This is a genomic window from Pseudomonas bananamidigenes, from assembly GCF_001679645.1.
Lineage (GTDB): Bacteria > Pseudomonadota > Gammaproteobacteria > Pseudomonadales > Pseudomonadaceae > Aquipseudomonas > Aquipseudomonas bananamidigenes.
Genome location: NZ_LRUN01000050.1, coordinates 83,947 through 108,879 on the forward strand (window position 1 = coordinate 83,947; position 24,933 = coordinate 108,879).

The window sequence follows — 24,933 nt, forward strand, 5'->3', positions numbered from 1 at the left end:
TGCTTCACTTTCTGGAGACCGCCTCCGTGATATCGACCGTTCACATCGCCAGGCTCAAGGCCTGGGGCGCCCATGGTTTCACCGCGACCGGCGTGGTCACCGCCTTCCTCGCCACACTCGCCCTGCTGGAAAACCAGGCGACCCACTGCCTGATGTGGTTGGGCGTGGCGCTGATCGTCGACGGCCTCGACGGGGCGCTGGCGCGCAAGGTCAACGTGCAATCGGTGTTGCCAAGTTTCGACGGCTCGATCCTCGATCTGGTGATCGATTACCTGACCTACGTGTTCATTCCGGCGCTGTTCATCTATCGCTACATTCCCCTGCCCGACTACACCCTTTTGCTGACCGTGTCGCTGATTCTGGTGTCGTCGCTGTTCTGCTTCTGTAACGTCAACATGAAGAGCAAGGACAACTACTTCGTCGGTTTCCCTGCTGCGTGGAACGTGGTCGCGCTGTGTCTGTACATCATCGAACCCGGTCCGTGGATCACCTTCCTGACCGTGATCGGTCTGGCACTGCTGACCGTGACCCGGATGAAATTCCTGCACCCGTTTCGCGTGCGCCGCTTCATGCCGATCAATATTGCGGTGACGGCAATCTGGCTGTTATGCAGCCTGTCGCTGGTGCTCAATCACCCGGTGATCAACCCGCTGGTGATGGGCTTGTGGCTGCTGGCATCGGCTTATTTCCTCGGCATCTGCTTCTGGCGCACGGCGCTTGAATGGTTTGACGGTGCCCATCTGAAATAGAAAAACCTGTGGGAGCGAGCTTTCTCGCGAATGCTGTGTGTCAGTCAACAAACATGTTGAATGTCAGTCTGCATTCGCGAGCAAGCTCGCTCCCACAGGGGTTTGCGCTCAACGCTTGGTTATTACTACCTCCAGATACTCGCTCGGCACCACCATCGACTCCGGCCCAGCCCGGTTCAGCCCGTCGATCAGTTGCGTCAGATCCCTTTCCAGTGCCTGCCCGGTTTCCGGTGGCAACACGGCGAACGCCTTGTGCACCGGTCCGTACCAGTGGCGAAAAATGTCAATGAAGTGTGCCGCCGAGCGATAACGAAAATTGAAGTGGCGGCGAGTCACCTGTAACCGGAACTGGCGATCATCGAACTGCGAATGCAGCCACGCTTGCGCGCCCCAGTTCGACGGCGGCTGCGCACCGGGTGGCGGCGGCAGGTGGCGGCCAAGGGTCTTGAACATCTGGCCGACGAAACCTTCCGGTGTCCAGTTGGCCAGCCCGATCCGCCCGCCGGGGCGACAGACCCTGGCCAGTTCCTGCGCCGCCCTGGCCTGATCCGGGGCGAACATCACACCGAAGGTCGACAGCACCGCATCGAAACTGGCGTCGTCGAACGGCAGCGCTTCGGCGTCGGCCACCTGGAAGGTCACGTCCAGATGTTCGGCCCGCGCCCGGTCCTGACCGCGCTCCAGCAGCGCCGCGACATAATCGGTGGACAACACCCGACAACCCCGACGCGCCGCCGCCAGCGTGGCATTGCCATTGCCGGCCGCCACGTCCAGCACTTCTTCATCGCAGCGCAAATCGCAGGCTTCGGCGAGGTTCTCACCGACAATCTGCAAGGTGGTGCCGATCACCGCGTAGTCGCCGCTGGCCCAGGCGACCTTCTGGCGTTCCTTGAGGGCATTGAGATCGATGGGGGTGCTCATGGGCGTCACTCGGCGGTCGTCGGGTCGATGACGCTCATCACCCGGGATACGCTGTTGGCCGGAAACCCGCCCAGCCGCGCGTGCTCGCGCACCTGCTCCTCATCAGGGGCGATGTACACGCAGTAGATCTTGTCGGCGGTGACGTAACTCTGCAGCCACTGCACCTGTGGTCCGAGTTCGCGCAACACCTGACAGGACGTTTGCGATACCGCCTTGAGTTCTTGCTCCGAAAGGTTTCCGGCTCCTGGAATCTCGCGTTCAATCACGAATTTCGGCATGGCAACCTCGCTTTCTTTTTATCAGTGACAGGGCGGATACGGCCCTGCCCTTTCACTATCGTCCCGAGACTGTGCGCCGTCCCTGCCAATCGTCTGGAGAGCCCCGTAAACCGGGACTTCGCCGATGAGTGGCGGGATTTTGTAAAGCACTCGAAACAGATTCCCGGCAAACGAAAAAGGCCCGGGACATTCGTCGCCGGGCCGTCATCGATCAGGTTCACGCAGAAGGTGCCTTGGCCTCCTTCAGCAACTGCTGAATCATCTGCTCCTGAGCGTCGTAGCGCCCCTCGCCGAAGTGGGTGTAGCGCACTTGCCCCTTGGCATCGATCAGGTAATGCGCCGGCCAGTACTGGTTGTCGAAGTTACGCCAGATCGCGTAGTTGTTGTCGATGGCCACCGGATAGGTAATGCCGAGCTTCTTCACCTGATCCTTGACGTTGTCGATGATGCGCTCGTAGCCGTATTCCGGGGTGTGGACGCCAATCACCACGAAGCCGTCCTTGCCGTATTTCTTTTCCCACGCTTTCACATAGGGCAGCGTGTGCTGGCAGTTGATGCAGTCGTAGGTCCAGAAGTCCACCAGCACCACTTTGCCGCGCAGGGATTCGGCGTTCAGCTCCGGTGAGTTCAGCCATTGCACCGCGCCGGCCAGCGACGGCATCGCGCCTTTACCCTGCTCGTCCGAAGTCGAGTCCGCCCGCACTTTGCTGATGAAGTAGTCGATCACTTTCGGCGCGTTTTCCAGCACGTTTTTCTCGACACTGGCGACGCCTTCGGACGATGTGCCGGCCAGCAGGGTCCGATCGGCCCCGGTGGAAATCACCACTGCCGCCGCCAGCACGGCGACACCTGCGCCACGGCGGAACCAGCCGGTGAAAGGAATCGACGGTTTCAACCGGTTGACCAGGCCGCGACCGGCAAAAATGAGCGTCCCGAGCGACAGCGCACTGCCCGCGCCGTAAGCCAGCAACAGCAGACTGGTCTGGGCGCTGGCGCCCTGCAACATTGCACCGGTGAGGATCACCCCGAGAATCGGCCCGGCGCAGGGCGCCCACAACAGACCGGTGGCCACGCCGATCATGACCGGAGCCATGGGGCCGGCCTTCTTGCGGGTGTCCGGGCCCAGGCGATTGCCGAGCAACACGAACGGACGTGCCAGCCAGTCACCGATACGGGCGGAGATCAGCGACAGCGCAAACAGCACCATCACAATCAGCGCGACATGACGGCCAGTATTGTTGGCCTGAATCACCCACTCGCTGCTGACCACGGCGAGACTGGAGATCAGGGCGAAGGTCAGGGCCATGCCGCCGAGGGTCAGCAGGATCGAGGAACGCGAGCGGTCGGCGCCGGCAAACAGAAACGGCACCACCGGCAGGATGCAGGGACTGAGGACAGTCAACAGACCGCCCAGGAAAGCGATGAGGAACATGGGGTTCACCTTTTGAAATGTGGGCGGTCTGCCGATCAAAGAGGTGTCTGCCGTTCACCGGCAGACACCTTTGCGGTTCAAGCCGTCTGGCTGTCCAGCCATTGGCTCTGCGGGGTCCGGCTGGCGCCATTTTCGGCAACCATCTGGCCTTGCGGTGTATGGCTTGAGCCGTCTGCCGCGACCATCTGCCCTTGTGGCGTGTGGCTGGCACCATCGGCAGCCACCATTTGTCCTTGCGGCGTACGGCTGGAGCCGTCGGAGGCTATCAGGCCATCGTGGCCCGGCTTGGCCACCGGGGCCAGTTGAAAGCAAGTGCTGCTGCCACAGGTGTTCTGTTCGACGGCGGCGTTGGCATGGGCGGCGACGCCGGCGAAGGAGAAAGCAACAGCCGTCAGAAAGCGAGTTACGTTGATCATGGCGAGAGTCCTTTGATAGAAGTGGCAATCAGTTTTCGTTGTTGCAGCCGTCGGCGAATTTGCTGTAATCAAGCACGCGGGTCTGACCGGCCGAATCGAGATAGGTCATGCGGGCGTCGACGATGCCGCAGGTCATCGATTTGTCTTCTTTCATCGAGATCACTTTCTGGATATCCAGATGCGTGCCGTAGGTGTAGGTTTGCGGGGCAGCTGCTTCGGCGCGGGCCGACAGGGTGCAGATGTTCAGAGCGGCAAACAGGCAGGCGGCGATTGCGGATTTGTGAGTCATGGCGTTTTCCTCAAGGCTTCAATGTGTAGTCGGTTGTTTGAGCCGAGGCGCTGTGGTGTGCCTCGATGGAGCTCATTTAAAGCTCGCGAGGTATCCCGTCTGTGTCGGAAAACGGCCGGTATAAATCGCTACGTATCTCGCCCGCCGGGGGATACACAGCGATACAAAACCCGGAAAAAATCGTGATTTTGCGTCCACATGTATCAGCCATCGCGGCAGATACACTGCAATACAAAGGCAGGCAGGCGAGCCGGTACGGGCTCTATAGACTGCGAGACATTCCCCCACTTGATAGAGGTTTGGCTCCATGGATCATGTCGATCACATTCTCATCGTCGATGACGACCGCGAGATTCGCGAACTGGTTGGCAACTACCTGAAAAAGAATGGCCTGCGCACCACCGTGGTCGCCGATGGCCGGCAGATGCGCAGTTTTCTGGAAGCCAACACCGTCGACCTGATCGTGCTCGACATCATGATGCCCGGCGATGACGGCCTGCTGCTGTGCCGCGAATTGCGCGCCGGTAAACACAAGGCCACGCCGGTCTTGATGCTCACCGCACGCAACGATGAGACCGATCGCATCATCGGCCTGGAAATGGGCGCCGACGATTACCTGACCAAACCCTTCGCCGCCCGCGAACTGCTGGCACGGATCAATGCCGTGCTGCGCCGCACGCGAATGCTGCCGCCCAATCTGGTGGTCACCGAAAGCGGCCGCTTGCTGGCCTTCGGTCGCTGGCAGCTCGACACTTCGGCCCGGCACCTGCTGGACAGCGATGGCACCATGGTCGCCCTGAGCGGTGCGGAATACCGCCTGTTGCGGGTATTCCTCGATCATCCGCAGCGGGTGTTGAGCCGCGATCAGTTGCTCAACCTGACCCAGGGCCGCGACGCCGATCTGTTCGACCGCTCCATCGACCTGCTGGTCAGCCGGCTGCGCCAGCGACTGCTCGATGACGCCCGCGAACCGGCCTACATCAAGACCGTGCGCAGCGAGGGTTACGTGTTTTCGCTGCCGGTGGAAATCCTCGGAGCCCCGGCATGAAGATCGCGCTGCACTGGCCGCGCACCCTCGCCTCGCGGCTGTCGCTGATTTTCCTGATCGGCCTGATCCTCGCCCAGGCGCTTTCATTCGGTGCTCAGTATTACGAGCGCTATGAAAGCGCGAAGAACACCATGCTGGGCAACCTGGAAACCGACGTGTCGACCTCGATCGCGATCCTCGACCGCCTGCCCGCAGCCGAGCGCCCGCAATGGCTCGAACGCCTGGCCCGGCCCAACTACGGCTACCTGCTGGGCGAAGGCGAACCGGGTACGCCGATCAATGCGGGCGAAGTGCCGATTGCGGTCACCTCGATCACCGACGCCATCGGCGAAAACTATCCGCTGACCTTCACCGACATTCCCGGGCCGAAAAAGCACTTTCAGGGCCATCTGCGCCTGAGCGACGGCAGCCCGGTGACCATCGATGTACGACCGTCGATGGTGCCGCTGTCACCCTGGCTACCGGTGGTGCTGCTCGGGCAACTGGCGCTGATGATTGCCTGTACCTGGCTGGCGGTGCGTATCGCCATCCGCCCGCTGACCCGGCTGGCCAATGCGGTGGAAACCCTCGACCCCAACGCCCATCCGATCAATCTGGATGAACAGGGTCCGAACGAAGTGGTCTACGCCGCCCGTGCGTTCAACACCATGCAGGCGCGCATCGCCGCGTACCTGAAGGAGCGCATGCAGTTGCTGGCGGCCATCTCCCATGACCTGCAAACCCCGATCACCCGAATGAAGCTGCGCGCGGAGTTCATGGACGATTCGGCGGAAAAGGACAAACTGTGGAACGACCTCGGCGAGATGGAGCATCTGGTGCGAGAAGGCGTGGCCTACGCCCGCAGCATCCATGGCGCGACCGAAGAAAGCCGGCGCACCAACCTCGATTCGTTCCTCGACAGTCTGGTGTTCGACTATCAGGACATGGGCAAGCAAGTGCAGTTGAGCGGCAAGAGCGAAGCGGTCATCGACACCCGCCCCCACGCCCTGCGCCGGGTGCTTGTGAACCTGACCGACAATGCGCTGAAATTTGCCGGTGCCGCAGAGCTGCTGATCCAGCGAGAGAAGACCGGCCTTTCGATCAAGGTCATGGATCGCGGACCGGGCATCGCCGAAGAAGAACTGGCCCAGGTGATGGAGCCGTTCTACCGCGTGGAAAACTCGCGCAACCGCAGTACCGGCGGAACCGGGCTGGGGCTGGCGATTGCCCAGCAACTGGCGATGGCGCTGGGGGGGTCGCTGAATCTGAGCAACCGTGAAGGGGGCGGGTTGTGTGCTGAACTCAAGTTGCCTCTGCACACCTGAACCAAACACAAAAACTGTGGGAGCGGGCTTGCCCGCGAAGGCGTCCGTTCAGTCGATGAATCTATTGACTGTACCGGCCTCTTCGCGAGCAGGCTCGCTCCCACAGGACTTGCGGTGTTTGTGGGATCAGTTGATTCCGATCACACCGTCTGCATGCATCTGCTGCAACAACACCAGTCCGCTGTCCATGAACGACGCAGTTCCCGGCAAACCCGCCTCCATCGCCAAACCCTCCAGTTGCTCATGACCGCTCAGCAGCGGTAGCTCCCCAACCCGCTGCAGCAACCGCCACGCCAACGGGCTCAGCTCGGAAAACTTCACACTGAAATCCGCCGCACGCCGCACCAGCAACAAGGTTGGCTGGGCCGGTGGCGTAGGCGGCTGATATTCAGGGCTGAGAATTTGTACCGGCCACGTATACGCCAATGGCCAGGCCAGCGCCGAAACCTGCAATGGCCGCTCCAGCAACAACGCGGGATCACTTTGTGGCAGTGGTTCGGCGTCGGACTGCTGCAACACCATTTCCACCCATTCGTAATGCGCCAGTTCCACCAGAAACGCCGGCCACTCGCCGGCGCTCAACGCTGCGGGCTCCGAGGCGAGGTAACCGACAAACTCTTCGGCGATCTCACCGAATTTCGGCGTCTGCGCGCGGTAGTCCCGCAGAAAGCCGCGAATCAATGTGCACCAGCGCTCCTGACCGATGATCCGGATCAGCACCGGAAAGGTCCCGCCCAGAAGTTGCGAGACATTGTTGAACACCAGATCGCGATAGACATTGACCCGTGCCGCATTCATGTCGGCCGGGGGCGTCTGGTTTTCGGGGTCGCGCAGGTAGCGCGTCAGGGCCCGTTGTTGCTGCTCAAGGTTATCCACGCTGACCTCCCTGAATCTGCAAGCGGCGAATGGTCTGCAACTCCGCCACCAGCTCGGAGAAGGCCGGGAAGTTGAAATCGCGTTCAAGCAATGTCGGCTGGGCACCAAATCGCGAATAGGCATCTGCCAGCAACGACCAGACCACCGGTTTCACAGACGCGCCGTGGGTGTCGATTTTCAGTGTGTCGGACTCGTCGAAATGTCCCGCCACGTGCATCCCGACCACCCGGCCCGGTTCGATCCCGGCCAGAAACGTCTGCGGGTCGAACCCGTGGTTGATCGAGTTGACGTAGACGTTGTTGACATCCAGCAACAAGTCGCAATCAGCCTCGCGCAGCACGGCGTTGGTAAAGGCCACCTCGTCCATGTCCTGCCGGGGGGCGGCGTAATAGGAAACGTTTTCCACTGCCAGTCGCCGACCGAGGATGTCCTGGGCTTGCCGGATCCGCGCAGCCACGTGGTGCACCGCCTCTTCGGTGAACGGTAATGGCAGCAGATCGTATAGGTGACCGTCATCGCTGCAATAGCTCAAGTGTTCGCTGTACAGCGGCACGTTGTAATGATCGAGAAACACCCGGACTTCCCGAAGGAAATCGACGTCCAGCGGCGCCGATCCGCCAAGCGAAAGCGACAGGCCGTGACAGGACAGCGGGTAACGCTCGGCCAGTTCACGCAGCGCGGCACCGTGGGCACCGCCAACGCCGATCCAGTTTTCCGGTGCGACTTCGAGGAAGTCGAAATCGCCGGTGCGGGCGGCTTTTAGATCCTTCATCAGGCCGCGACGCAGGCCGAGCCCGACGCTGGCCTGCAAGGTGGGGTGGGGAATCTGCATGGGGCAAGACCTCTGTAAATGAGCCGCCGACAGTGGCGACCAGAGGACCAGTGAATGCGCACGCTGTATCACGGCTGTGTTCCCCCGCCCTGGCATTTGCAGGGCTGTGTATCCCCGGCCACTTTTGATACATGCAGATACAAAGAGCCGCCCAACACCGACTAGACTCAATCAGTACCCAGTCGAGGGGGCCGCAGACGCCATCGGCGCCCTGCCCGTTTCCACGACCACCGCCCGGTGGTGAATGCCTCGACCCTCATCATCACCGGACTGTGATCCCTGACAGGAGCACATGACATGGACGAGGCCAGACTCAACGAGTTCATGGGCAAACTGGTCAACGACATGGGCGGCGCAGCGATGCTGGCCAATGTCATCGTCGGTGAAGAACTTGGCTTGTATAAGGCCATGGCCGACAGCCAGCCGATCTCCCCGGAAACCCTCGCCGAAAAAACCGCCTGCAACACCCGCCTGGTGCGCGAATGGCTCAGCGCCCATGCGGCGTCCGGCTACATGGAACACCTGGACGGCAAATTCCGTTTGCCGGAAGAACAGGCCATGGCCCTGGCCAAGGACGAATCGCCGGTCTACGTGGCCGGCGGGCTCGGTGTGGTGGCGTCGTTTTTCCACGACAAGGACAAACTGGTCAAAGCCATGCGCGGCAATGGTGCCTTGCCCTGGGGCGATCACCATCCGTGCATGTTCACCGGCACCGAGCGGTTCTTCCGCCCCGGCTACAAAGGGCATTTGATTGCAGAATGGCTGCCGGCGCTGGACGGCGTGGTGGCCAAACTCGAAGACGGCGCCAAGGTCGCCGATGTCGGCTGCGGTCATGGCGCCTCCACGGTGATCATGGCCCAGGCCTATCCCAACTCGCGTTTCGTCGGTTTCGACTATCACGCGCCCTCGGTAAGTGTCGCCACCCAACGCGCCGAAGAAGGCGGCGTCAGCAGCCGGGCGAAGTTTTTTCAGGGCACGGCGAAAAGCTTTCCTGGCGATGACTATGACTTGATCTGCTACTTCGACTGCCTGCACGACATGGGCGACCCGGTCGGCGCAGCACGGCATGCCTACGATTGCCTGAAAGACGACGGCACCGTGCTGTTGGTGGAGCCGTTTGCCAACGACACCCTGGACGACAACATCAACCCGGTCGGGCGCCTGTTCTATGCGGCATCGACGTTCATCTGCACGCCGAACTCGCTGTCCCAGGAAGTGGGTCTGGGGCTCGGGGCACAGGCCGGTGAGCTGCGCTTGCGCAAGGTGTTCAATGAGGCCGGGTTCAAGCAGTTCCGGCGGGCGACACAGACGCCGTTCAACCTGATTCTGGAGGCACGCAAATAAATGTCGGCACCGGGCGCCCCGCAAGAGGCGCCCGGCGGTGCTAACCTGCAAGGCACTCGCAGCCTGCGGAACACCGAACATGCTCGACCACCCTTCTGACGAATATCTCGATTATCTGCAACGGATCATGGCCGACGGCGATTTCGTGGTGCTGACCGGCGCCGGCATCAGCACGGCGTCGGGCATCCCCGACTACCGCGACACCAACGGCGTGCGCCGGGGGCGTCAGCCGATGATGTATCAGGAGTTTCTGTCGGCGCCCGAGTCGCGCCGTCGCTACTGGGCCCGGGCCATGCTCGGCTGGCCACGTGTACGCCAGGCTCAACCGAATGCGGCCCACGAGGCACTGGCCAGCCTGCAAAGCCAGGGCCGTATCGGTGGATTGATCACCCAGAACGTGGATACCTTGCACGATCAGGCCGGCAGTCACGATGTCATCGAGCTGCACGGCAGCCTGCACCGGGTGCTGTGCCTGGATTGTGGCCGGCGCAGCGAGCGGGATTCGATCCAGCGCGTGATGGAAACGCAGAATCCGTATCTGGCGGGCGTCGATGCGGTGCAGGCGCCGGACGGCGACACCCTGCTCGATCGGGCTTTCGAGGCACGTTTCCAGGTGCCGCACTGTCCGTATTGTGAAAGCGAACGGATGAAGCCGGATGTGGTGTTTTTTGGCGAGAACGTGGCCCAACCAACAGCGGCACGTGCCATGGCGGCAGTGGAGAATGCGGGGGGAATGCTGGTGGTCGGCTCGTCGCTGATGGCGTATTCGGCGTTTCGCCTGTGCCGGGTGATTGCGGATCGGGGCAAGCCGTTGATCGCGATCAATCTGGGCAAGACCCGGGCGGATGATCTGCTGGATTTGAAGATCGAGGCGTCCTGCGAACACATTCTGCCGTCATTGGCTCAACGCCTCAGTGCCCAGCCTTGAGAATGTCAAAAAGCGCCTGCGCCGCCGTCGACAATTCATTCCCGGAATCAGTCAACACGCCAATCGCCCGCTCCACCACGGGCTCATGCAGGGTCAGGCAGTGCGCTCCCAGCTCGCGCATCTGCTCCGCGCACAGGGCCGGCACCGCGCTGACACCCAGTCCGCTGGCCACCATCCGCCCGACGGTCGCCAGTTGATGGCTTTCAAACTCCACCGGCAATTCCATCCCTCGGGCGTGCAAGTGTTCCTCAAGCATCACCCGCACTGTCGAAGGTCGCTGCAGAGTGATGAAGGGTTCTTCGAGCAAGGTCGGCCAGTCGACATCGGTACGCCGGGCCAACGGTGAATCCCGGGGCACCACGGCGACGAAGCGATCCCGGTAAAGCGGTGTGAAGGTCAACGAGGTGTTCTGCAACGGCTCGAACGCCACGCCGAGTTCGACCTGGCGATCACGGACCATTTCCAGTACCTGCTCGTTGATCACGTCGTTGACCGTGACGTTGACGTTCGGGTAGCGCGCACGGAAAGTCTTGAGGATCGGCGGCAGCAGGTTGCCGGCGAACGACGGCATTGCCGCCAGCGTGACTCGCCCGCGTTGCAGGCTGAAGCGCTGGCGCATTTCATCTTCGGCGTTGTCCCAATCGGCAATCAGGCGCCGGGCCAGGGGCAGCAGCGATTCGCCTTCCGGCGTCAGCGCCACGTTGCGCGTGTTGCGGCTGAACAGGCGCCCGCCCAGTCCCTCCTCCAGCGCCTTGATGGTCAGGCTCAGCGCCGATTGCGACAGGTGCAGGCGCTCGCAGGCCACGGCAAAACTCAGGCTCTGGGCCACGGCGAGAAAGGCGCGGATCTGCTTGATGGTCATGAACGCTATGCTTCCGTATCAGAGTTTTGATCGTTCCCAAGTCGAGGCGTCGAACCGTCTGCGGGGTAACGCAGCCCGTGACGCTCCGCGTCACTGGGACGCGGAGCGTCCCCGGAGGCATTCCCACGCGGAGCATGGGAACGATCAACGAGGCCGACTATTGAGATTTATCAATCAATCCACCTTAAAAATCAACTTAACAAATATATCCAGCAGCGAGACACTCCAGTCATTCGGCTAGCCAGCCGCCCGACAAACAATAAAAGAGGTGCATATGGCAGGTTTCGACAAACGCGTGTATTCCTACGAGGAAGCCATGGCGGGCCTTGAAGACGGCATGACCGTGATCGCCGGGGGCTTCGGCCTGTGCGGCATTCCGGAGAACCTGATCGCCGAGATCAAACGCAAGGGCACCCGCGACCTCACCGTCGTTTCCAACAACTGCGGCGTCGATGGCTTCGGTCTCGGCGTGCTGCTGACCGACCGCCAGATCCGCAAGGTGGTCGCTCCTACGTCGGCGAAAACAAGCTGTTCGAAGAGCAACTGCTCAAGGGCGACATCGAAGTCGTTCTGACCCCGCAAGGCACCCTCGCCGAAAAAATGCGCGCAGGCGGCGCCGGCATCCCGGCCTTCTTCACCGCCACCGGCGTCGGCACGCCGGTCGCCGAAGGCAAGGAAGTGCGTGAGTTCCACGGTCGCAAATACCTGATGGAAGAATCCATCACCGGCGACTTCGCCATCGTCAAAGGCTGGAAAGCCGACCACTTCGGCAACGTCATCTACCGCCACACCGCGCAGAACTTCAACCCGCTGGCCGCCACTGCCGGCAAGATCACCGTGGTCGAAGTCGAAGAAATCGTCGAACCCGGCGAACTGGATCCGTCGCAGATCCACACCCCCGGCATCTACGTCGACCGGGTCATTTGCGGCACGTTCGAAAAACGCATCGAACAACGCACCATCCGCAAATAATCCAGGCTGACGGAGAACAAGAACATGGCACTTACCCGCGAACAAATGGCTCAACGCGTCGCCCGCGAAATGCAGGACGGCTTCTACGTGAACCTGGGCATCGGCATTCCGACCCTGGTCGCCAACTACATCCCCGAAGGCATGGAAGTCATGCTGCAATCGGAAAACGGCCTGCTCGGCATGGGCCCGTTCCCGACCGAAGACACCATCGACGCCGACATGATCAACGCCGGCAAACAGACCGTGACCGCGCGCATCGGCGCATCGATCTTCAACTCTGCCGAATCCTTCGCGATGATCCGTGGCGGTCACGTCGATCTGACCGTGCTGGGCGCCTTCGAAGTGGACGTACAAGGCAACATCGCCTCGTGGATGATACCGGGCAAACTGGTCAAGGGCATGGGCGGCGCGATGGACCTGGTGGCCGGCGCCGACAACATCATCGTCATCATGACCCACGCGTCCAAGGACGGCGAGTCCAAGTTGCTGAGCCAGTGCAGCCTGCCGCTGACCGGCGCCGGTTGCATCAAGCGCGTCCTGACCGACCTTGCGTACCTGGAAATCGAAAATGGCGCTTTTGTCCTCAAGGAACGCGCACCTGGCGTCAGCGTCGAGGAAATCGTCGCCAAAACCGCTGGTAAACTTGTCGTCCCGGATCACGTACCGGAAATGCAGTTCGCTGCCGAGTGAGGAATTCGAAAATGCAAGACGTCGTCATTGTTGCCGCCACGCGCACCGCGATCGGCAGTTTCCAGGGATCGCTGGCCACCGTTTCCGCCGTGGATCTGGGCGCGGCGGTCATCCGTCAGTTGCTGGAGCAGACCGGTCTGGACGGTGCCCAGGTCGATGAAGTGATCATGGGCCAGGTTCTGACCGCCGGCGCCGGCCAGAACCCGGCGCGCCAGGCGGCGATCAAGGCCGGCCTGCCCCACGCCGTGCCGGCCATGACCCTGAACAAGGTCTGCGGCTCGGGCCTCAAGGCCCTGCACCTCGGCGCCCAGGCGATCCGTTGCGGCGACGCCGACGTGATCATCGCCGGCGGCCAGGAAAACATGAGCCTGGCCAACTATGTGATGCCGGGCGCGCGCACCGGTTTGCGTATGGGTCATGCGCAAATCGTCGACACCATGATCAGCGATGGTCTGTGGGATGCGTTCAACGATTACCACATGGGCATCACCGCCGAAAATCTGGTCGAGAAATACCAGATCAGCCGCGAGCAGCAGGACGCCTTCGCTGCCGCGTCGCAGCAGAAAGCCGCTGCCGCCATCGAGGCCGGGCGCTTTGTCGATGAAATCACCCCGATCCTGATTCCGCAGCGCAAAGGCGACCCGGTGGCGTTCAAGGTCGACGAGCAGCCACGGGGCGACACCACCGCCGAATCCTTGGCCAAACTGCGCCCGGCGTTCAAGAAGGACGGCAGCGTCACTGCCGGCAACGCTTCGTCGCTGAACGACGGCGCGGCGGCGGTCATTCTGATGAGCGCGGAAAAAGCCAAGGCCCTTGGCCTGCCGGTGCTGGCGAAAATCGCCGCCTATGCCAACGCGGGCGTGGACCCGGCGATCATGGGCATCGGCCCGGTGTCGGCCACTCGTCGCTGCCTGGACAAGGCCGGCTGGAACATCGGCCAGCTCGACCTGATCGAAGCCAACGAAGCCTTCGCCGCACAATCCCTGGCAGTAGCCAAAGACCTGCAATGGGATCTGGACAAGGTCAACGTCAACGGCGGCGCCATCGCCCTCGGTCACCCGATCGGTGCATCGGGCTGCCGGGTACTGGTGACCCTGCTGCACGAAATGATCAAGCGTGATGCGAAAAAGGGTCTGGCGACCCTGTGCATCGGCGGCGGTCAGGGCGTGGCTCTGGCGCTGGAACGCGCTTAAGCACAAAGGCGTTCAACAGCGGGCGGCGGATCCACGACATCCATTGCCCGTTGGCAACAAGCCCGGTACGACTCACGTCGCACCGGGTGTTTTTTTGCCCGTCGTGCGGAAAATCACGCCGCCAGTTGCAGAATCAGCCAGGCATTGGCACCGCTGATCACCCCAAACAGGCCCCACGCCAGAATCCTTGTCGGCAATCGATTCACAAACGGCCCCATCAGCTGTTTGTCGTTGGTCATGCGAATCAGCGGATACAGCGCAAACGGCAATTGCAGGCTCAACACCACCTGGCTCAGCACCAGCAATTTGCCCACCGCACCATCGCCCATCAGCCACACGCCGATGAACGCCGGGATCAGCGCCAGCCCCCGGGTGATCAGGCGTCGCTGCCAGCAGGGAATGCGCAGGTTCAGATAGCCTTCCATGATCACCTGGCCGGCGATGGTGCCGGTGAAGGTCGAACTCTGCCCCGACGCCAGCAGCGCCACGCCGAACAGCACACTGGCCAGCGCGCCGCCCACCAGCGGGTCGAGCAAGTGGTAGGCGTCCTGAATGTCCACCACATCGGAATGGCCGGTTTGATGGAAGGCTGCCGCCGCGAGAATCAGGATCGCCGCGTTGACCAGCAACGCCAGCGCCAACGAGCCGATGGTGTCAATGCGCGCCAGTTTTACTGCGTCCTGCTTGCTGGCCAGATCCTGGCCGATCAGCCGCGTCTGTACGATCGACGTGTGCAGGTACAAGTTGTGCGGCATGACGGTGGCGCCGAGGATGCCGATGGCCAGGTACAGCGGCGCCGCATCACTGATGGCCGACAGCGACGGTTTGAAGCCTTGGGCGACGTCCGGCCAGTACGGTTTGATCAGCAGCAGCTCAACGAAGAAGCACACGCCAATGGTCGCGACCAACACCAGCATGATTGCTTCCAGTCGCCGGAAACCGCGGTTTTGCAGGGCCAGCACCAGCAAGGTGTCGAATGCGGTCAGGGCAATGCCGAAGCTCAGAGAACAACCGAGCAACAAGTGAAATGCCAGCGCGCAGCCCAGCACTTCTGCAAGGTCGGTGGCAATGATCGAGATTTCCGCCAGCACCCATTGCAGCCGCGCCGTCGCGGTGCTGTAGCGTTCGCGGGACAGTTGCGCCAGATCGCGTCCGGTGGCGATGCCCAACCGCGAACACAGGCATTGCACAGCCATTCCCGCCAGGCTCGCGAGCAGCACCACGAACAACAGGCTGTAACCAAAGTGCGAACCAGCCTCGATGGCCGTCGCCCAGTTGCCCGGGTCCATGTAGCCGATGGACACCAACAGACCGGGGCCGGCAAAACGCAGAACGCGTTTGAAAAACGAGGCATTCGGATCAACCGAGACGCTGCCGGCCACTTCCGGCGGGCAGAACGGCGCAGTGGCGATTTTGGGCAGGCTGAATTTCACGCACACATCCAGAAACAAGTCGAAAGGCGCAGCTTAGACGTTTCAGTCGGCGCACCCAAGCGCCGATGTGCTGCGCTCAGGGTCTGGCAGTGCCGAGCAATTGCCGGCGCAATTCGGGACTGCGCGTGCGTGGGTCCAGCCAGATATTGAAAAACGCCTGGGCGAACAGAGGATCGTCGATCTCATGTTGCAATTGTTGGCCGACAAAGAAGCGTGCGCCCTGCCCCGGCAGATACACACCGGTAATCCGCGTGCCGGCCTGGACGTCGACGAACGATTGCTGCATCTGCGCTTGCCACACCGCCAATTGCGCAGGGCTGATGGACGAACCGGCCAGGCGTTTGATTTCGTCGACGCTGGCCTTGACCAGATCATCGCGGGACACGTTGCGCCGGTAGATCAATTCCAGGGCGAAAGGCTGACCATCGGCCAATGGTCGTGCGGCACTCCACAACCGGGCGTTATATATGTCGAAACCGAACACGCTGAAGTCACCGGTGCCGATGATCTGCGCGCCGGGCACAGCGTCCTGCCAACTGGCCCAGGTCGGTGTCAGCAACAATGCCCACAAGCCGACTCCGCAGCATCCACGCAACACCTTCGGTGTTCTGCTCATCGCGGCATCGACTCCGGTAAACCCTGATTACCAGAGCATAGTCGGCGATCCTTCCCGGCACTTTGTATACATTTATTGCATGCATTTACAGCAATCCATCACCGGCAATGCTACCGTGGCCGTCTCTCACCCACGGAGTCACCCGCGTGCTGATCCTCAAACTGCTGCTGATCCCCGGTTTTCTTTTGCTGATTTCCCTGGCGGGCAAACGTTGGGGTCCCAGTGTGGCCGGGTGGCTTTCGGGGTTGCCGGTGGTGGTCGGGCCGATCCTTTTTTTCCTCGCCATCGAACAAGGCCCGGCGTTTGCCGCGCAATCGGCGGTCGCGGCGCTGTCGGCCATGTTTGCGATGATCGCGTTTTGCGTCACTTATGCGCAGGTGGCGCAGCGGGCGAACTGGCCCTTGGCGCTGGTGGTTTCTCTTTCGGTCTGGGCCGTGTTGGCGCTGATCCTGTCGCTGATTCCGGCGTCGCTGCCCTTCTCCGTCGTCGCCGCTGCGACCGCCCTCCTTGCAGCGCCCAATCTGTTTCCCAAGGTACAACCGGTGACCAGCGGGCCGGCGCCGAAGTCGGACAAACTGGTCTGGCGGATGATTGCCGGCGCGGCGTTGACGCTGGTAGTGACGATGCTGGCCAGCACGGTCGGCGAGCGCTGGAGCGGATTGCTCGCGGTGTTCCCGGTGCTGGGCAGCGTGATGGCGGTGTTTTCCCAGCAGACGCGCGGGCCGGCATTCACCGCCGCGCTGTTGCGGGCGACGGCCACGGGGATGTATTCGTTTTCGGCGTTTTGCCTGGTGTTGGCCCTGACGGTGCCAAGTATGGGTTATGGCGGCTTCGTCGTGGCGGTGGCCGTTTCGGTGGCGATGCTCGGGGTCACCCGGCAGTTGCTGGCCAGACCGGCACCGACACCGTCGGCCCATTGAATCCGCCCGGACAAACCGCTCTGGAGTGCCGGGTGTGCTCCGTGGGATGATCGCCGCCCAAGCGCGACCATCCCTCGGAGATTCGAATGTCATTGCTTAGCAAGAAAGCCGTCGTCCTGCTGCTGGCGGCGGTGGCCGGTTTCGGCGCCGTCGGTGCCCAGGCGGCCAAGGCCAAAGAGAAGGCTGTCACCGAGAAAGTCTCGATGCTCGACGGCAAGTTCAGTTTTGTCCTGCCCAAGGGCTTCGTCGGTGACCCGCTGCCGGCTGGCCCGACCGGTGCCAAGGGCACGATGTACACCAACCAGACCAGCAAAACCGTGGTCATCACCGCCGAGAACCAGATTCCAGAAGGCAACAACGTCAAGGACAACGACAGTGCATTTCTCGACAGCACCGTCTCCGACTTCATCGAAGGCCAGCGCAAGGCACTGCCGGACTTCAACAAGCTCAGCGAGAAGAGCCTGACCCGCAAAAGCAATGGCCTGGGACTGCGTCAGGTGGACAGCACCGCAACCCAGGGCGGTGGCCAGACGCTCAACACCACGCTGATGGCCGGCTCCGGCACCCGCATGGCGCTGGTTCAGGTGATTTCCCGGGCCAGCGACAAGAGCGGTCACGACGCGCTGGTGAAAGCCATCCTCAGCGAAAAATGATCGTCACGGATTGAGTCGCTGCAACCAGCCGTTCAAATCCCGAAGCTCGGCCGCACTGATGCTGTGGCCGACGCCGGGATAGGCATGAAATTCCGGTGTGTAATCCAGCTTCTCCAGCAGCGTTTTGGCCGACGTGGCGCCACTGTAAGGCACCCGGTCATCCGCCGTGCCATGGCCGATGAAGATTGCCAGCGGCGGATGCTGCTGCGCTGACTCCAACTCATTCCTGAGCACCGGCAACACCCGCCCGCTCAACGCCGCAATGCCACCCACCGCTGCCGGCTGCCGCAACCCCACTTCGTAGGTCATCATGGCGCCCTGGCTGAAACCGATCAGGTACACCTTGTCCGGTCGGGCGTGATATTTCTGCGCGGCGGCGGTGACAAAGGCTCGCAGCTTCTGGCTGGCAGCCTTCAGATCATCGGTCTCGCCGTTGTAGGCTCCTTCGCCCTTCTTGCGAAACCACTGGAATCGTCCTTCGCCCAACGCCATCGGCGCCTGTACCGACAGGTAGTTGTATTGCGCGGGCAATTGAAATTTCATGCCGATCAGGTCGGCTTCGTTGCTGCCATAGCCATGCAGGAAAATCACCAGCGGACGCTGTTCGGCGTCCGGGTGAACCTGGGCCAGGTAGTTGAGCGGCAGATCGTTCTGCAGCGAGGTCTGAGCCTGAACGGCGGTGGACGCGAGCAGCGTCAGCAGCGCAAACACTTTCAACATAAGCCTTCCTTCACACAGTGCAGGGTTCGGGGCAGAGCCTAACACTGTGGTTCGGCCGAAGGGGTCAGTCGTTGATCAGCTTGCCCGCCCTGATCGGCTCGCGCCCCGCCACTTTCGCCTGCCAGATGCCCGGCTGGGTGTAACGCCCACGGTCGATGGCGAAGAGCACGCCGCTGGTGCCGGCGCACACGGTGGTGACGCGATCCTTCAACGGATCGACCACTTCAAACAGGGGATCACCGCGCTCGACCCATTCACCGGCGTCGCGCAGAAAGCTGACCACACCGTGGTGCGGGGCGAACAGGTATTCGGTGCCTTCGAACGGCATGCCCTCGCAGCACGCTTGCAGCGCTTGCGGCCATTCGCCGCTGATGAAGCCCTGCTCTGCCAGAAAGCCCAGGATCGCTTCGCAATTGGCCTGTGCCTGTTCGACCCGGGTATCGCCCATGCTACCCAGCTCCAGCGTGGTGGCGAGGTTGGCGGGGGGAATCGCCGCGCTCGGAAACAGCCGTGCCAGACGCAACCAGGGCGTGGAGCACGACTCGTCGAACGAACTGCCGCCAGAGTCTTCACACAACAGCGCCACGCCGGCTTTCAGGCGAGCGGCCAGGGATTGCCATTGCGGCCAGTGTTGCGGCAGCGCGTAAAGGTGAATCGCCGCCTCGAAATCGCAGTGCAGGTCCAGCGTGATGTCGGCGTCGCAGGCATGGCGCAGCAACAGACGATGCAGCGCTTCCAGTTGCGAGGTCGGGGCCGGCAGGTCGTCGAGCACCTGGCCCATGGTCTGGCGGATAAGGGCGATGTTGGCCTCGGCATCGCTGCCCAACTGATCGCCGACGCGCGCGGCCACCGGGGCGCTGAGTTCGACGAAGGAGCGGTTGAAGTTCTTGCCGCTCGCCAGTTCGAAACGGCCCATGTGACTGCCTTGCAGGTGCTGGTCGAGACCGATGGGATTGGCCACCGGCACCAGTTCGATCACACCTTGCAGCCGGCCTTGCTGTTCCAGTTCACTCAGGCGCTGTTTCAGTTCCCACGCGGTGCGCATGCCCGGCAACTCATCGGCGTGCAGGCTGGCCTGAATGTAGACCTTGCGCGGGCCGGTGCCATAACGAAAGACGCTGAGAGAGCGCTCGCTGCCCAAGTGGCTCCAGGGCAGAACATGATCGATGCGTTGCATGGGGAACTCCGGAAATTCTGCAGTCGCTGCTGCACAGTGACTGCATTGAAAATGTGCTGACAGGATAAATCACAGGCGAAAAAAAAGTGGCCACCGCATCAACGGGGCCACTTTTTCCAAGGCGTATTAATGGCCGTACACGTCAAAGTCGAAGTACTTGTCCTGCACTTGCTTGTACTTGCCGTTGGCGCGGATTTCATTGATGGCGGTGTTGAATTTCTCCGCCAGCTCGGTATCGCCTTTACGCACGGCAATACCGGCGCCGCCGCCGAAGTACTTGGCGTCTTCGTAGGTCGGGCCGACGAATTCGAAGCCTTTGCCGGCGTCGGTTTTCAGGAAGCCGTCGCTCAGGTTGACCGAGTCGGCCAGCATCGCGTCGATACGACCGGACACCATGTCCAGGTTGGCTTCCTGCTGCGAGCCGTAACGCACCAGTTCGATCCCGGCCGGTACCAGCACTTCGGTGGCGTAGCGGTCGTGGGTACTGGCGCGCAACACGCCGACTTTCTTGCCCTTGAGCTCGACCAGCGGGTCTTTCACGCCGGAGCCTTGCTTCATCACGAAGCGCGCCGGGGTGTGGTAGTACTTGATGGTGAAATCGACGTTTTTCTTGCGATCGTCAGTGATGGTCATCGAGGACAGGATCGCGTCGATCTTCTTCACTTTCAGCGCCGGGATCAGACCGTCGAATTCTTGCTCGACCCAGGTGCATTTGACTTTCATCTGCTCACACAGCGCGTCGCCGATGTCCACGTCGAAACCGGCCAGTTTGCCGTCAGGGGTTTTCATCGAGAATGGCGGGTAACCGGCTTCGATACCGATACGGATCGGTTTGGCGTCTTCGGCCACGGCGGTCAGGGACAACATCGACAGTGCCAGGGCACCGAACATAACCAGCTTTTTCATTTATTACTCCCGTGTGCGGAGGCTTTTATTGGCAGCTTTCGATTGTCAGGTCCGGTCTCGGGCTGGTGAGCGCAAAGAAACCGAAGTGGCCGGCAGTCTATGGCGCCGCGCACGGGGCAAATTGTGTTTAAGCGACAAATACTTACAGAAAATCGGCGATTGTCGTCGCGCAGGAAAAGTGTGCGCCAGAGCGGTGCAAGGGCTGTAGGACAAAGCCATTAAAAGTTGCCGCCGAGAGCGGCAACTCGACGGGTTATCAGCAATCGCAGGCAATCGCAGGCGTCACGCTGCGGGTTGCCGGGACACTCAATTCGAAACCCTCATCGAGCCAGCCGGTCACCCCGCCGATCATCTCCTTGACCGGGTAACCCAGCGCCGCCAGTTTCACCGCAGCCTTGTTCGCACCATTGCAGTGTGGCCCGGCGCAGTAGACCACGAACAGCGTGGAGCCCGGGTAGTCCGCCAGCGCTTCGGCCGTCATCAGGCGCCCCGGAATATTGATCGCACCCGGTACATGACCGCGCTCGAAGGCCAGCGGCCCGCGCACGTCCACCAGCACGAAGTCGACCTCGCCGGCCTCCTGGCTGCTGAAGACGTCGGAACAGTCGGTCTCGAAGGTCAGACGGTTGCTGAAGTGCATCAGGGCAATGGCCGACGGGGCTGCAGGAATTTGGCGAACCAGGCTGGGCATGTTGTGTTGCTCCTACGTCTGTGAAGGGATGAACAGACTTTATCGAGCCGTCGCTTGCCGCTAAAGTGGCGCACAAGACACTCACCGGGAACTTTCCGCCAAATGCCTGATTCACCTGGATTGGTCGCGATCCTGGCCTACGACGGCCTCTGTACGTTCGAGTTCGGCATCGCCGTGGAGATCTTCGGCCTGGCCCGACCGGAATTCGAATTCCCGTGGTACACGCACTGCATCGCCGCCGTCGATCAGGGCCCGATGCGCGCCATGGGCGGGATTCAGGTTTTGGCCGATGGCGGTCTGGAACTGTTGGCACAGGCGCGCACCATCATCATTCCCGGCTGGCGTGACCGCAACGCGCCGGTCCCGCAAGCATTGCTCGAAGCATTGCGTGATGCGCACTCGCGCGGTGCCCGGCTGCTGTCGATCTGTTCCGGCGTCTTTGTGCTGGCGGCCAGCGGACTTCTCGACGGACACGGCGCCACCACCCATTGGCGCTACACCGCGGAGCTGGCCGAGCGCTTCCCGGCCATCGATGTCGATCCGGATGTGCTTTATGTCGATTCAGGTCAGTTGATCACTTCGGCCGGCAGCGCGGCGGGGATCGACGCCTGCCTGCATCTGGTGGCGCGGGACTTCGGTACTCAGGTCGCCAATTCAGTGGCGCGTCGGCTGGTGATGTCGCCGCAACGCACCGGCGGTCAGGCGCAGTTCATTCCGACACCGGTCAGCCCGACGCCGCGCAGCGATCTGTCGCGTGTAATGCAGTGGGCCCGCGAGCGCCTGCATGAACCACTGGAAGTGCGCGATCTGGCCAGCGAGGCGGCGATGAGCGAACGCACCTTCCTGCGCAAGTTCACCCAGGCCAGCGGTCAGTCGCCCAAAGCCTGGCTGCAACACGAACGCCTGGCCCGGGCCCGGGAGTTGCTGGAAAGCACACCGCAGAACACCGAACAGATCGCCCAGCGCTGTGGCTATCGTTCGGTGGAGAGCTTTCGCGTGGCGTTTCGCAGCGTGGTCGGCGTGCCGCCCTCGGTGTATCGCGAACGCTTTGGGCGTGAGATCAGATCCACTTCATGAGTTGACCTCACAGCCCTCTTCGCGAGCAAGCTCGCTCCCACAGATAACCACCTACTTCTGTGGGAGCGAGCTTGCTCGCGAATGGGCCATTTCAGACAACATGTGACTCAAGGCTTGCGCAACAAATAGGTGTCCATGATCCAGCCGTGCCCGGCCCGTGCCGCCTTGCGCACCCGCTCGATGTCATCGGCGACATCCTTGAGCTTGCCGCTGATGAGGATTTCATCCGGCGTGCCGAGGTAGGCCCCCCAGTAGATCTCTGTCTCCTGATCAGCCACCCGATGGTAGGAATCTTCGGCGTCGAGCATCACCACCAGGCTGTCGGTATCGCTCACCTGCCCCGCCGCCAGACGTCGACCGGTGGTGATTTCAATCGAGCGACCGATGCTGTTCAACGGCACCTTGTGTTGCGCCGCCAGGGCCTGAACGCTGGTGATACCGGGGATCACGTCGAACTCGAACGCACATCGCCCCGAGGCCAGAATCGCCTGCAGGATACGAATAGTGCTGTCGTAAAGCGCCGGATCGCCCCACACCAGAAAACCACCGCACTGACCGTCAGACAATTCGTCATTGATCAGGTGTTCGAAGGTTTGCTGCCTGGCCCGGTTCAAATCATCAACGCTGACCCCGTAATCCACGTCCCCGCGCTCCCGCTCCGGACTGCGGGCTTCGGCGAAGCGGTAGGTACGATCGGTGATGTAGCGTTCGCAGATTTCGCGACGCAGGTCGATCAACTTTTCCTTGCTCCGGCCCTTGTCCATGAGGAAAAACACGTCCACCTGATTCAACGCGTTCACGGCCTGCATCGTGATGTAGTCGGGGTTGCCGGCGCCTATGCCGATCACCAGCAATCGCTTCATGAGCAGTCTCCTTCAAGGTCGATGCCGGGCAAGCGTAGTCGCCAGCGCCCGAAGAAACGCAACTCGACGGCCGCCATCGGCTCGACATCGATCCGGTTGAACGCCTCGCCCTGCAGGACCTGCATCAGCGCTGCCCGGATAACGAACGGATGGGTCACGGCCACCACATGACCGGGCGTGGTTTGCAGGGCCGCCAGCCACATGGCCACCCGCTCACAGAGCTGGACCACCGACTCACCGCCGGGTAGCGCCACGCCGGGGTCTTCGAGCCAGGCTTGCAAGGCTTGCGGTTCATCTCGCTGCAGGTCCTTGATCGCCTGCCCCTGCCAACGGCCCCAGTCGCAATCGCGCAAGGCTTCATCAACCTGCGCGTCTGCACCGAACCATGCGGCGGTCTGGCGCGTGCGCAGTTCCGGACCGCAGATCAAACGACGCGGTAACTCGAACCGGGTGGCCAGGGAGTCAGATGCAACGACCCTTTTTTCAACGGGCTCGTCCGTAGGAAAGCGCGCCAATTTTTGTGAGACGGTTCTGGCGTGGCAAATCAAGGTCAAACGGGTGGCTTGCACGCTGAGTCACTCGGTCAGAAAGTAAAAAACATCCGGCAAAGCGCCGACAGAGTCGTAATTGTGCCGTAAACCGGGCTCCTTGGTGACAGCCCCGAAATCGCTCCCTCATAACAAAGCGGTAATTTCTGACACAACAATGGGCAATGGACTACAAGACCCATGGATATCCATGTAGCCCTTGCTACACGGGCATTTCGCCCCATTTTGGGGCTTCACCGACGCCGCGGAAAATTCACTAGACATGTAACGTCAGTTACATAAATACTGTTTTAACGGATTGTGAAGCGAATTCAACACCCCCCATCCAGCAGGAGCCCGGATGCCCCCTCTCAGAGACCTGATTACCGATCCCGGCCTGGACCTTACGCCGTCAGAGCGCAAAGTCGTCCGGGCCTTGCTCGATCAGTACCCGCGCAACGGGCTTGGCCCGATGGCGCGTCTGGCAGAGCACGCCGGTGTCAGCGATCCGACCATCGTGCGTCTGGTCAAAAAACTCGGCTTTGGCGGTTATGCCGAGTTTCAGGACGCCCTGCTCAGCGACATGGACCATCGCCTGCGATCGCCACGCACGCTGCTGCAACCCCGTTCGAACCTGAACCGGGACGATGCCTGGAGCCACTATCTGGCCCACAGCCACAGCCTGCTGGCGGAAACCCAGGCTCTGACTCAACCCGAAGACGTGCGGATCCTGTCGCAATGGCTGCTGGACACCCGTCACCAGGTCTACTGCTTCGGCGGGCGCTTCAGCAGCCTGATGGCCACCTACCTGCTCAATCACTTGCGACTGCTGCGCCCCGGTTGTTTTGCCCTGGAAGACAACGCGCAACTGCCCGATCGCCTGTTCGACCTGCAACGTCAGGACGTGGTGCTGGTGTTCGACTATCGCCGCTACCAGACCCAGGCCCTGCGCGTGGCCACGGCGGCGAAGCACAACAATGCGCGGGTCGTGTTGTTCACCGACATCTACGCCTCGCCACTGCGGGAACTGGCCGACATGATCATCAGCGCCCCGGTGGAGTCGGCGTCGCCATTCGACACCATGGTCCCGGCGCTGGCCCAGGTCGAAGCGCTGATCGCCTGCCTGACCCTGCGCAGCCCGGACCTGGCGGACCGCCTGGAAGGCATCGATGCCTTGCGCAACGACTTCGACACCCATTTGCTGGAGGATAAATAA

At 61.8% G+C, this 24,933-nt stretch carries 27 protein-coding genes and 1 pseudogene; 12 read left to right on the top strand and 16 right to left on the bottom strand.

Annotation, left to right across the window (positions count from 1 at the left end; translation table 11 throughout):
- Positions 1–26 precede the first annotated feature (26 nt).
- A complete protein-coding gene (gene pcsA / locus BBF94_RS18170; RefSeq protein ID WP_065260411.1) occupies positions 27–749 on the top strand; it encodes a phosphatidylcholine synthase in 723 nt (240 codons plus the stop codon).
- Positions 750–857: 108 nt separating this feature from the next.
- Here pcsA and BBF94_RS18175 read toward each other — a convergent pair whose 3' ends face one another.
- The 5 genes from BBF94_RS18175 to BBF94_RS18195 form a co-directional block, all read right to left on the bottom strand.
- Entirely contained in the window at positions 858–1,670 is an 813-nt protein-coding gene (locus tag BBF94_RS18175) for a class I SAM-dependent methyltransferase (protein WP_065260369.1), read from the bottom strand.
- A gap of 5 nt (positions 1,671–1,675) precedes the next feature.
- Entirely contained in the window at positions 1,676–1,948 is a 273-nt protein-coding gene (locus BBF94_RS18180; protein WP_065260370.1) for a DUF4242 domain-containing protein, read from the bottom strand.
- A 217-nt stretch (positions 1,949–2,165) separates the two neighbouring features.
- Entirely contained in the window at positions 2,166–3,380 is a 1,215-nt protein-coding gene (locus BBF94_RS18185) for a cytochrome c biogenesis protein DipZ (protein ID WP_065260371.1), read from the bottom strand.
- Positions 3,381–3,457: 77 nt separating this feature from the next.
- Positions 3,458–3,796 (bottom strand): hypothetical protein, encoded by a 339-nt coding sequence (locus BBF94_RS18190; protein ID WP_065260372.1) that lies wholly within the window; start codon positions 3,794–3,796, stop codon positions 3,458–3,460.
- 28 nt (positions 3,797–3,824) lie between these two features.
- Complete coding sequence (locus BBF94_RS18195) at positions 3,825–4,085, bottom strand: DUF2790 domain-containing protein (protein ID WP_065260373.1); 261 nt, start codon at positions 4,083–4,085, stop codon at positions 3,825–3,827.
- Positions 4,086–4,392: 307 nt separating this feature from the next.
- On the opposite strand from BBF94_RS18195, the gene BBF94_RS18200 reads away from it, so the two are divergent.
- Together BBF94_RS18200 and BBF94_RS18205 are read left to right on the top strand one after the other, a co-directional pair.
- Positions 4,393–5,133, top strand: a complete 741-nt coding sequence (locus tag BBF94_RS18200; protein WP_065260374.1) for a response regulator — start codon at positions 4,393–4,395, stop codon at positions 5,131–5,133.
- Positions 5,130–6,437, top strand: a complete 1,308-nt coding sequence (locus tag BBF94_RS18205; RefSeq protein WP_065260375.1) for an ATP-binding protein — start codon at positions 5,130–5,132, stop codon at positions 6,435–6,437. Before BBF94_RS18200 ends, BBF94_RS18205 begins: the two co-directional genes overlap by 4 nt.
- Positions 6,438–6,563: 126 nt before the next feature.
- Here BBF94_RS18205 and BBF94_RS18210 read toward each other — a convergent pair whose 3' ends face one another.
- Positions 6,564–7,313, bottom strand: a complete 750-nt coding sequence (locus BBF94_RS18210) for an HvfC family RiPP maturation protein (protein WP_065260376.1) — start codon at positions 7,311–7,313, stop codon at positions 6,564–6,566.
- Positions 7,306–8,145, bottom strand: coding sequence for an HvfB family MNIO-type RiPP peptide maturase (locus BBF94_RS18215; RefSeq protein ID WP_065260377.1), 840 nt, complete (start codon positions 8,143–8,145; stop codon positions 7,306–7,308). Before BBF94_RS18215 ends, BBF94_RS18210 begins: the two co-directional genes overlap by 8 nt.
- Positions 8,146–8,442: 297 nt before the next feature.
- Between BBF94_RS18215 and BBF94_RS18220 the strand changes: the two genes are divergently transcribed.
- Together BBF94_RS18220 and BBF94_RS18225 are read left to right on the top strand one after the other, a co-directional pair.
- The gene (locus BBF94_RS18220) at positions 8,443–9,489 is read left to right on the top strand and encodes a class I SAM-dependent methyltransferase (RefSeq protein ID WP_065260378.1); all 1,047 of its coding nucleotides are present in this window, start codon (positions 8,443–8,445) and stop codon (positions 9,487–9,489) included.
- Positions 9,490–9,568: 79 nt separating this feature from the next.
- Entirely contained in the window at positions 9,569–10,417 is an 849-nt protein-coding gene (locus BBF94_RS18225; RefSeq protein WP_065260379.1) for an NAD-dependent protein deacetylase, read from the top strand.
- On the opposite strand, the gene BBF94_RS18230 is transcribed toward BBF94_RS18225, so the two are convergent.
- A complete protein-coding gene (locus BBF94_RS18230) occupies positions 10,401–11,279 on the bottom strand; it encodes a LysR family transcriptional regulator (RefSeq protein WP_065260380.1) in 879 nt (292 codons plus the stop codon). The genes BBF94_RS18225 and BBF94_RS18230 overlap by 17 nt on opposite strands.
- A 274-nt stretch (positions 11,280–11,553) precedes the next feature.
- On the opposite strand from BBF94_RS18230, the pseudogene BBF94_RS18235 reads away from it, so the two are divergent.
- The 3 genes and pseudogenes from BBF94_RS18235 to BBF94_RS18245 all read left to right on the top strand — a co-directional run bounded on the left by BBF94_RS18235 (position 11,554) and on the right by BBF94_RS18245 (position 14,134).
- Positions 11,554–12,251 (top strand): annotated as a pseudogene (locus BBF94_RS18235) (CoA transferase subunit A).
- A gap of 24 nt (positions 12,252–12,275) precedes the next feature.
- Positions 12,276–12,941 (top strand): CoA transferase subunit B, encoded by a 666-nt coding sequence (locus BBF94_RS18240; RefSeq protein ID WP_065260381.1) that lies wholly within the window; start codon positions 12,276–12,278, stop codon positions 12,939–12,941.
- A gap of 11 nt (positions 12,942–12,952) precedes the next feature.
- Positions 12,953–14,134: an acetyl-CoA C-acetyltransferase gene (locus BBF94_RS18245; RefSeq protein ID WP_065260382.1), complete on the top strand. Its 1,182-nt coding sequence runs from the start codon at positions 12,953–12,955 to the stop codon at positions 14,132–14,134.
- Positions 14,135–14,247: 113 nt separating this feature from the next.
- Here the strand turns inward: BBF94_RS18245 and BBF94_RS18250 are convergent, their stop codons facing one another.
- Both BBF94_RS18250 and BBF94_RS18255 read right to left on the bottom strand, forming a co-directional pair.
- The gene (locus BBF94_RS18250) at positions 14,248–15,516 is read right to left on the bottom strand and encodes an Nramp family divalent metal transporter (RefSeq protein ID WP_404820956.1); all 1,269 of its coding nucleotides are present in this window, start codon (positions 15,514–15,516) and stop codon (positions 14,248–14,250) included.
- 127 nt (positions 15,517–15,643) lie between these two features.
- Positions 15,644–16,183 (bottom strand): chalcone isomerase family protein, encoded by a 540-nt coding sequence (locus BBF94_RS18255; RefSeq protein ID WP_065260384.1) that lies wholly within the window; start codon positions 16,181–16,183, stop codon positions 15,644–15,646.
- A gap of 146 nt (positions 16,184–16,329) precedes the next feature.
- Here BBF94_RS18255 and BBF94_RS18260 point away from each other — a divergent pair, with 146 nt between their 5' ends.
- Positions 16,330–17,103, top strand: coding sequence for a hypothetical protein (locus BBF94_RS18260; RefSeq protein WP_065260385.1), 774 nt, complete (start codon positions 16,330–16,332; stop codon positions 17,101–17,103).
- 86 nt (positions 17,104–17,189) lie between these two features.
- On the top strand, positions 17,190–17,756 hold the full coding sequence (locus BBF94_RS18265; protein WP_065260386.1) for a DcrB/PsbP domain-containing protein: 567 nt from the start codon (positions 17,190–17,192) through the stop codon (positions 17,754–17,756).
- Between the two features lie 3 nt (positions 17,757–17,759).
- On the opposite strand, the gene BBF94_RS18270 is transcribed toward BBF94_RS18265, so the two are convergent.
- The 4 genes from BBF94_RS18270 to BBF94_RS18285 all read right to left on the bottom strand — a co-directional run bounded on the left by BBF94_RS18270 (position 17,760) and on the right by BBF94_RS18285 (position 21,250).
- A complete protein-coding gene (locus tag BBF94_RS18270) occupies positions 17,760–18,476 on the bottom strand; it encodes an alpha/beta hydrolase (protein WP_065260387.1) in 717 nt (238 codons plus the stop codon).
- 64 nt (positions 18,477–18,540) lie between these two features.
- The gene (locus BBF94_RS18275) at positions 18,541–19,653 is read right to left on the bottom strand and encodes a succinylglutamate desuccinylase/aspartoacylase family protein (RefSeq protein WP_065260388.1); all 1,113 of its coding nucleotides are present in this window, start codon (positions 19,651–19,653) and stop codon (positions 18,541–18,543) included.
- Positions 19,654–19,779: 126 nt separating this feature from the next.
- Positions 19,780–20,559: an ABC transporter substrate-binding protein gene (locus BBF94_RS18280; protein WP_065260389.1), complete on the bottom strand. Its 780-nt coding sequence runs from the start codon at positions 20,557–20,559 to the stop codon at positions 19,780–19,782.
- Between the two features lie 256 nt (positions 20,560–20,815).
- Entirely contained in the window at positions 20,816–21,250 is a 435-nt protein-coding gene (locus tag BBF94_RS18285) for a rhodanese-like domain-containing protein (protein WP_065260390.1), read from the bottom strand.
- A 102-nt stretch (positions 21,251–21,352) separates the two neighbouring features.
- Between BBF94_RS18285 and ftrA the strand changes: the two genes are divergently transcribed.
- A complete protein-coding gene (ftrA, locus tag BBF94_RS18290) occupies positions 21,353–22,327 on the top strand; it encodes a transcriptional regulator FtrA (protein ID WP_065260391.1) in 975 nt (324 codons plus the stop codon).
- A 107-nt stretch (positions 22,328–22,434) separates the two neighbouring features.
- On the opposite strand, the gene cobF is transcribed toward ftrA, so the two are convergent.
- Together cobF and BBF94_RS18300 are read right to left on the bottom strand one after the other, a co-directional pair.
- Positions 22,435–23,190, bottom strand: coding sequence for a precorrin-6A synthase (deacetylating) (gene cobF / locus BBF94_RS18295; RefSeq protein WP_065260392.1), 756 nt, complete (start codon positions 23,188–23,190; stop codon positions 22,435–22,437).
- The gene (locus BBF94_RS18300; protein ID WP_065260393.1) at positions 23,187–23,759 is read right to left on the bottom strand and encodes a histidine phosphatase family protein; all 573 of its coding nucleotides are present in this window, start codon (positions 23,757–23,759) and stop codon (positions 23,187–23,189) included. Before BBF94_RS18300 ends, cobF begins: the two co-directional genes overlap by 4 nt.
- Before the next feature lie 319 nt (positions 23,760–24,078).
- Between BBF94_RS18300 and BBF94_RS18305 the strand changes: the two genes are divergently transcribed.
- Positions 24,079–24,933 carry a MurR/RpiR family transcriptional regulator gene (locus tag BBF94_RS18305; RefSeq protein WP_065260394.1) on the top strand — a complete coding sequence of 285 codons (855 nt, stop codon included), beginning with the start codon at positions 24,079–24,081 and terminating at the stop codon, positions 24,931–24,933.

Bases quoted from the DNA above. Each gene is read 5' to 3' on its own strand.
- BBF94_RS18175 (WP_065260369.1), bottom strand. From the start codon at position 1,670: ATGAGCACCCCCATCGATCTCAATGCCCTCAAGGAACGCCAGAAGGTC.
- BBF94_RS18180 (WP_065260370.1), bottom strand. From the start codon at position 1,948: ATGCCGAAATTCGTGATTGAACGCGAGATTCCAGGAGCCGGAAACCTT.
- BBF94_RS18185 (WP_065260371.1), bottom strand. From the start codon at position 3,380: ATGTTCCTCATCGCTTTCCTGGGCGGTCTGTTGACTGTCCTCAGTCCC.
- BBF94_RS18190 (WP_065260372.1), bottom strand. From the start codon at position 3,796: ATGATCAACGTAACTCGCTTTCTGACGGCTGTTGCTTTCTCCTTCGCC.
- BBF94_RS18195 (WP_065260373.1), bottom strand. From the start codon at position 4,085: ATGACTCACAAATCCGCAATCGCCGCCTGCCTGTTTGCCGCTCTGAAC.
- BBF94_RS18200 (WP_065260374.1), top strand. From the start codon at position 4,393: ATGGATCATGTCGATCACATTCTCATCGTCGATGACGACCGCGAGATT.
- BBF94_RS18205 (WP_065260375.1), top strand. From the start codon at position 5,130: ATGAAGATCGCGCTGCACTGGCCGCGCACCCTCGCCTCGCGGCTGTCG.
- BBF94_RS18215 (WP_065260377.1), bottom strand. From the start codon at position 8,145: ATGCAGATTCCCCACCCCACCTTGCAGGCCAGCGTCGGGCTCGGCCTG.
- BBF94_RS18220 (WP_065260378.1), top strand. From the start codon at position 8,443: ATGGACGAGGCCAGACTCAACGAGTTCATGGGCAAACTGGTCAACGAC.
- BBF94_RS18225 (WP_065260379.1), top strand. From the start codon at position 9,569: ATGCTCGACCACCCTTCTGACGAATATCTCGATTATCTGCAACGGATC.
- BBF94_RS18230 (WP_065260380.1), bottom strand. From the start codon at position 11,279: ATGACCATCAAGCAGATCCGCGCCTTTCTCGCCGTGGCCCAGAGCCTG.
- BBF94_RS18240 (WP_065260381.1), top strand. From the start codon at position 12,276: ATGGCACTTACCCGCGAACAAATGGCTCAACGCGTCGCCCGCGAAATG.
- BBF94_RS18245 (WP_065260382.1), top strand. From the start codon at position 12,953: ATGCAAGACGTCGTCATTGTTGCCGCCACGCGCACCGCGATCGGCAGT.
- BBF94_RS18255 (WP_065260384.1), bottom strand. From the start codon at position 16,183: ATGAGCAGAACACCGAAGGTGTTGCGTGGATGCTGCGGAGTCGGCTTG.
- BBF94_RS18265 (WP_065260386.1), top strand. From the start codon at position 17,190: ATGTCATTGCTTAGCAAGAAAGCCGTCGTCCTGCTGCTGGCGGCGGTG.
- BBF94_RS18270 (WP_065260387.1), bottom strand. From the start codon at position 18,476: ATGTTGAAAGTGTTTGCGCTGCTGACGCTGCTCGCGTCCACCGCCGTT.
- BBF94_RS18275 (WP_065260388.1), bottom strand. From the start codon at position 19,653: ATGCAACGCATCGATCATGTTCTGCCCTGGAGCCACTTGGGCAGCGAG.
- BBF94_RS18280 (WP_065260389.1), bottom strand. From the start codon at position 20,559: ATGAAAAAGCTGGTTATGTTCGGTGCCCTGGCACTGTCGATGTTGTCC.
- BBF94_RS18285 (WP_065260390.1), bottom strand. From the start codon at position 21,250: ATGCCCAGCCTGGTTCGCCAAATTCCTGCAGCCCCGTCGGCCATTGCC.
- ftrA (WP_065260391.1), top strand. From the start codon at position 21,353: ATGCCTGATTCACCTGGATTGGTCGCGATCCTGGCCTACGACGGCCTC.
- cobF (WP_065260392.1), bottom strand. From the start codon at position 23,190: ATGAAGCGATTGCTGGTGATCGGCATAGGCGCCGGCAACCCCGACTAC.
- BBF94_RS18305 (WP_065260394.1), top strand. From the start codon at position 24,079: ATGCCCCCTCTCAGAGACCTGATTACCGATCCCGGCCTGGACCTTACG.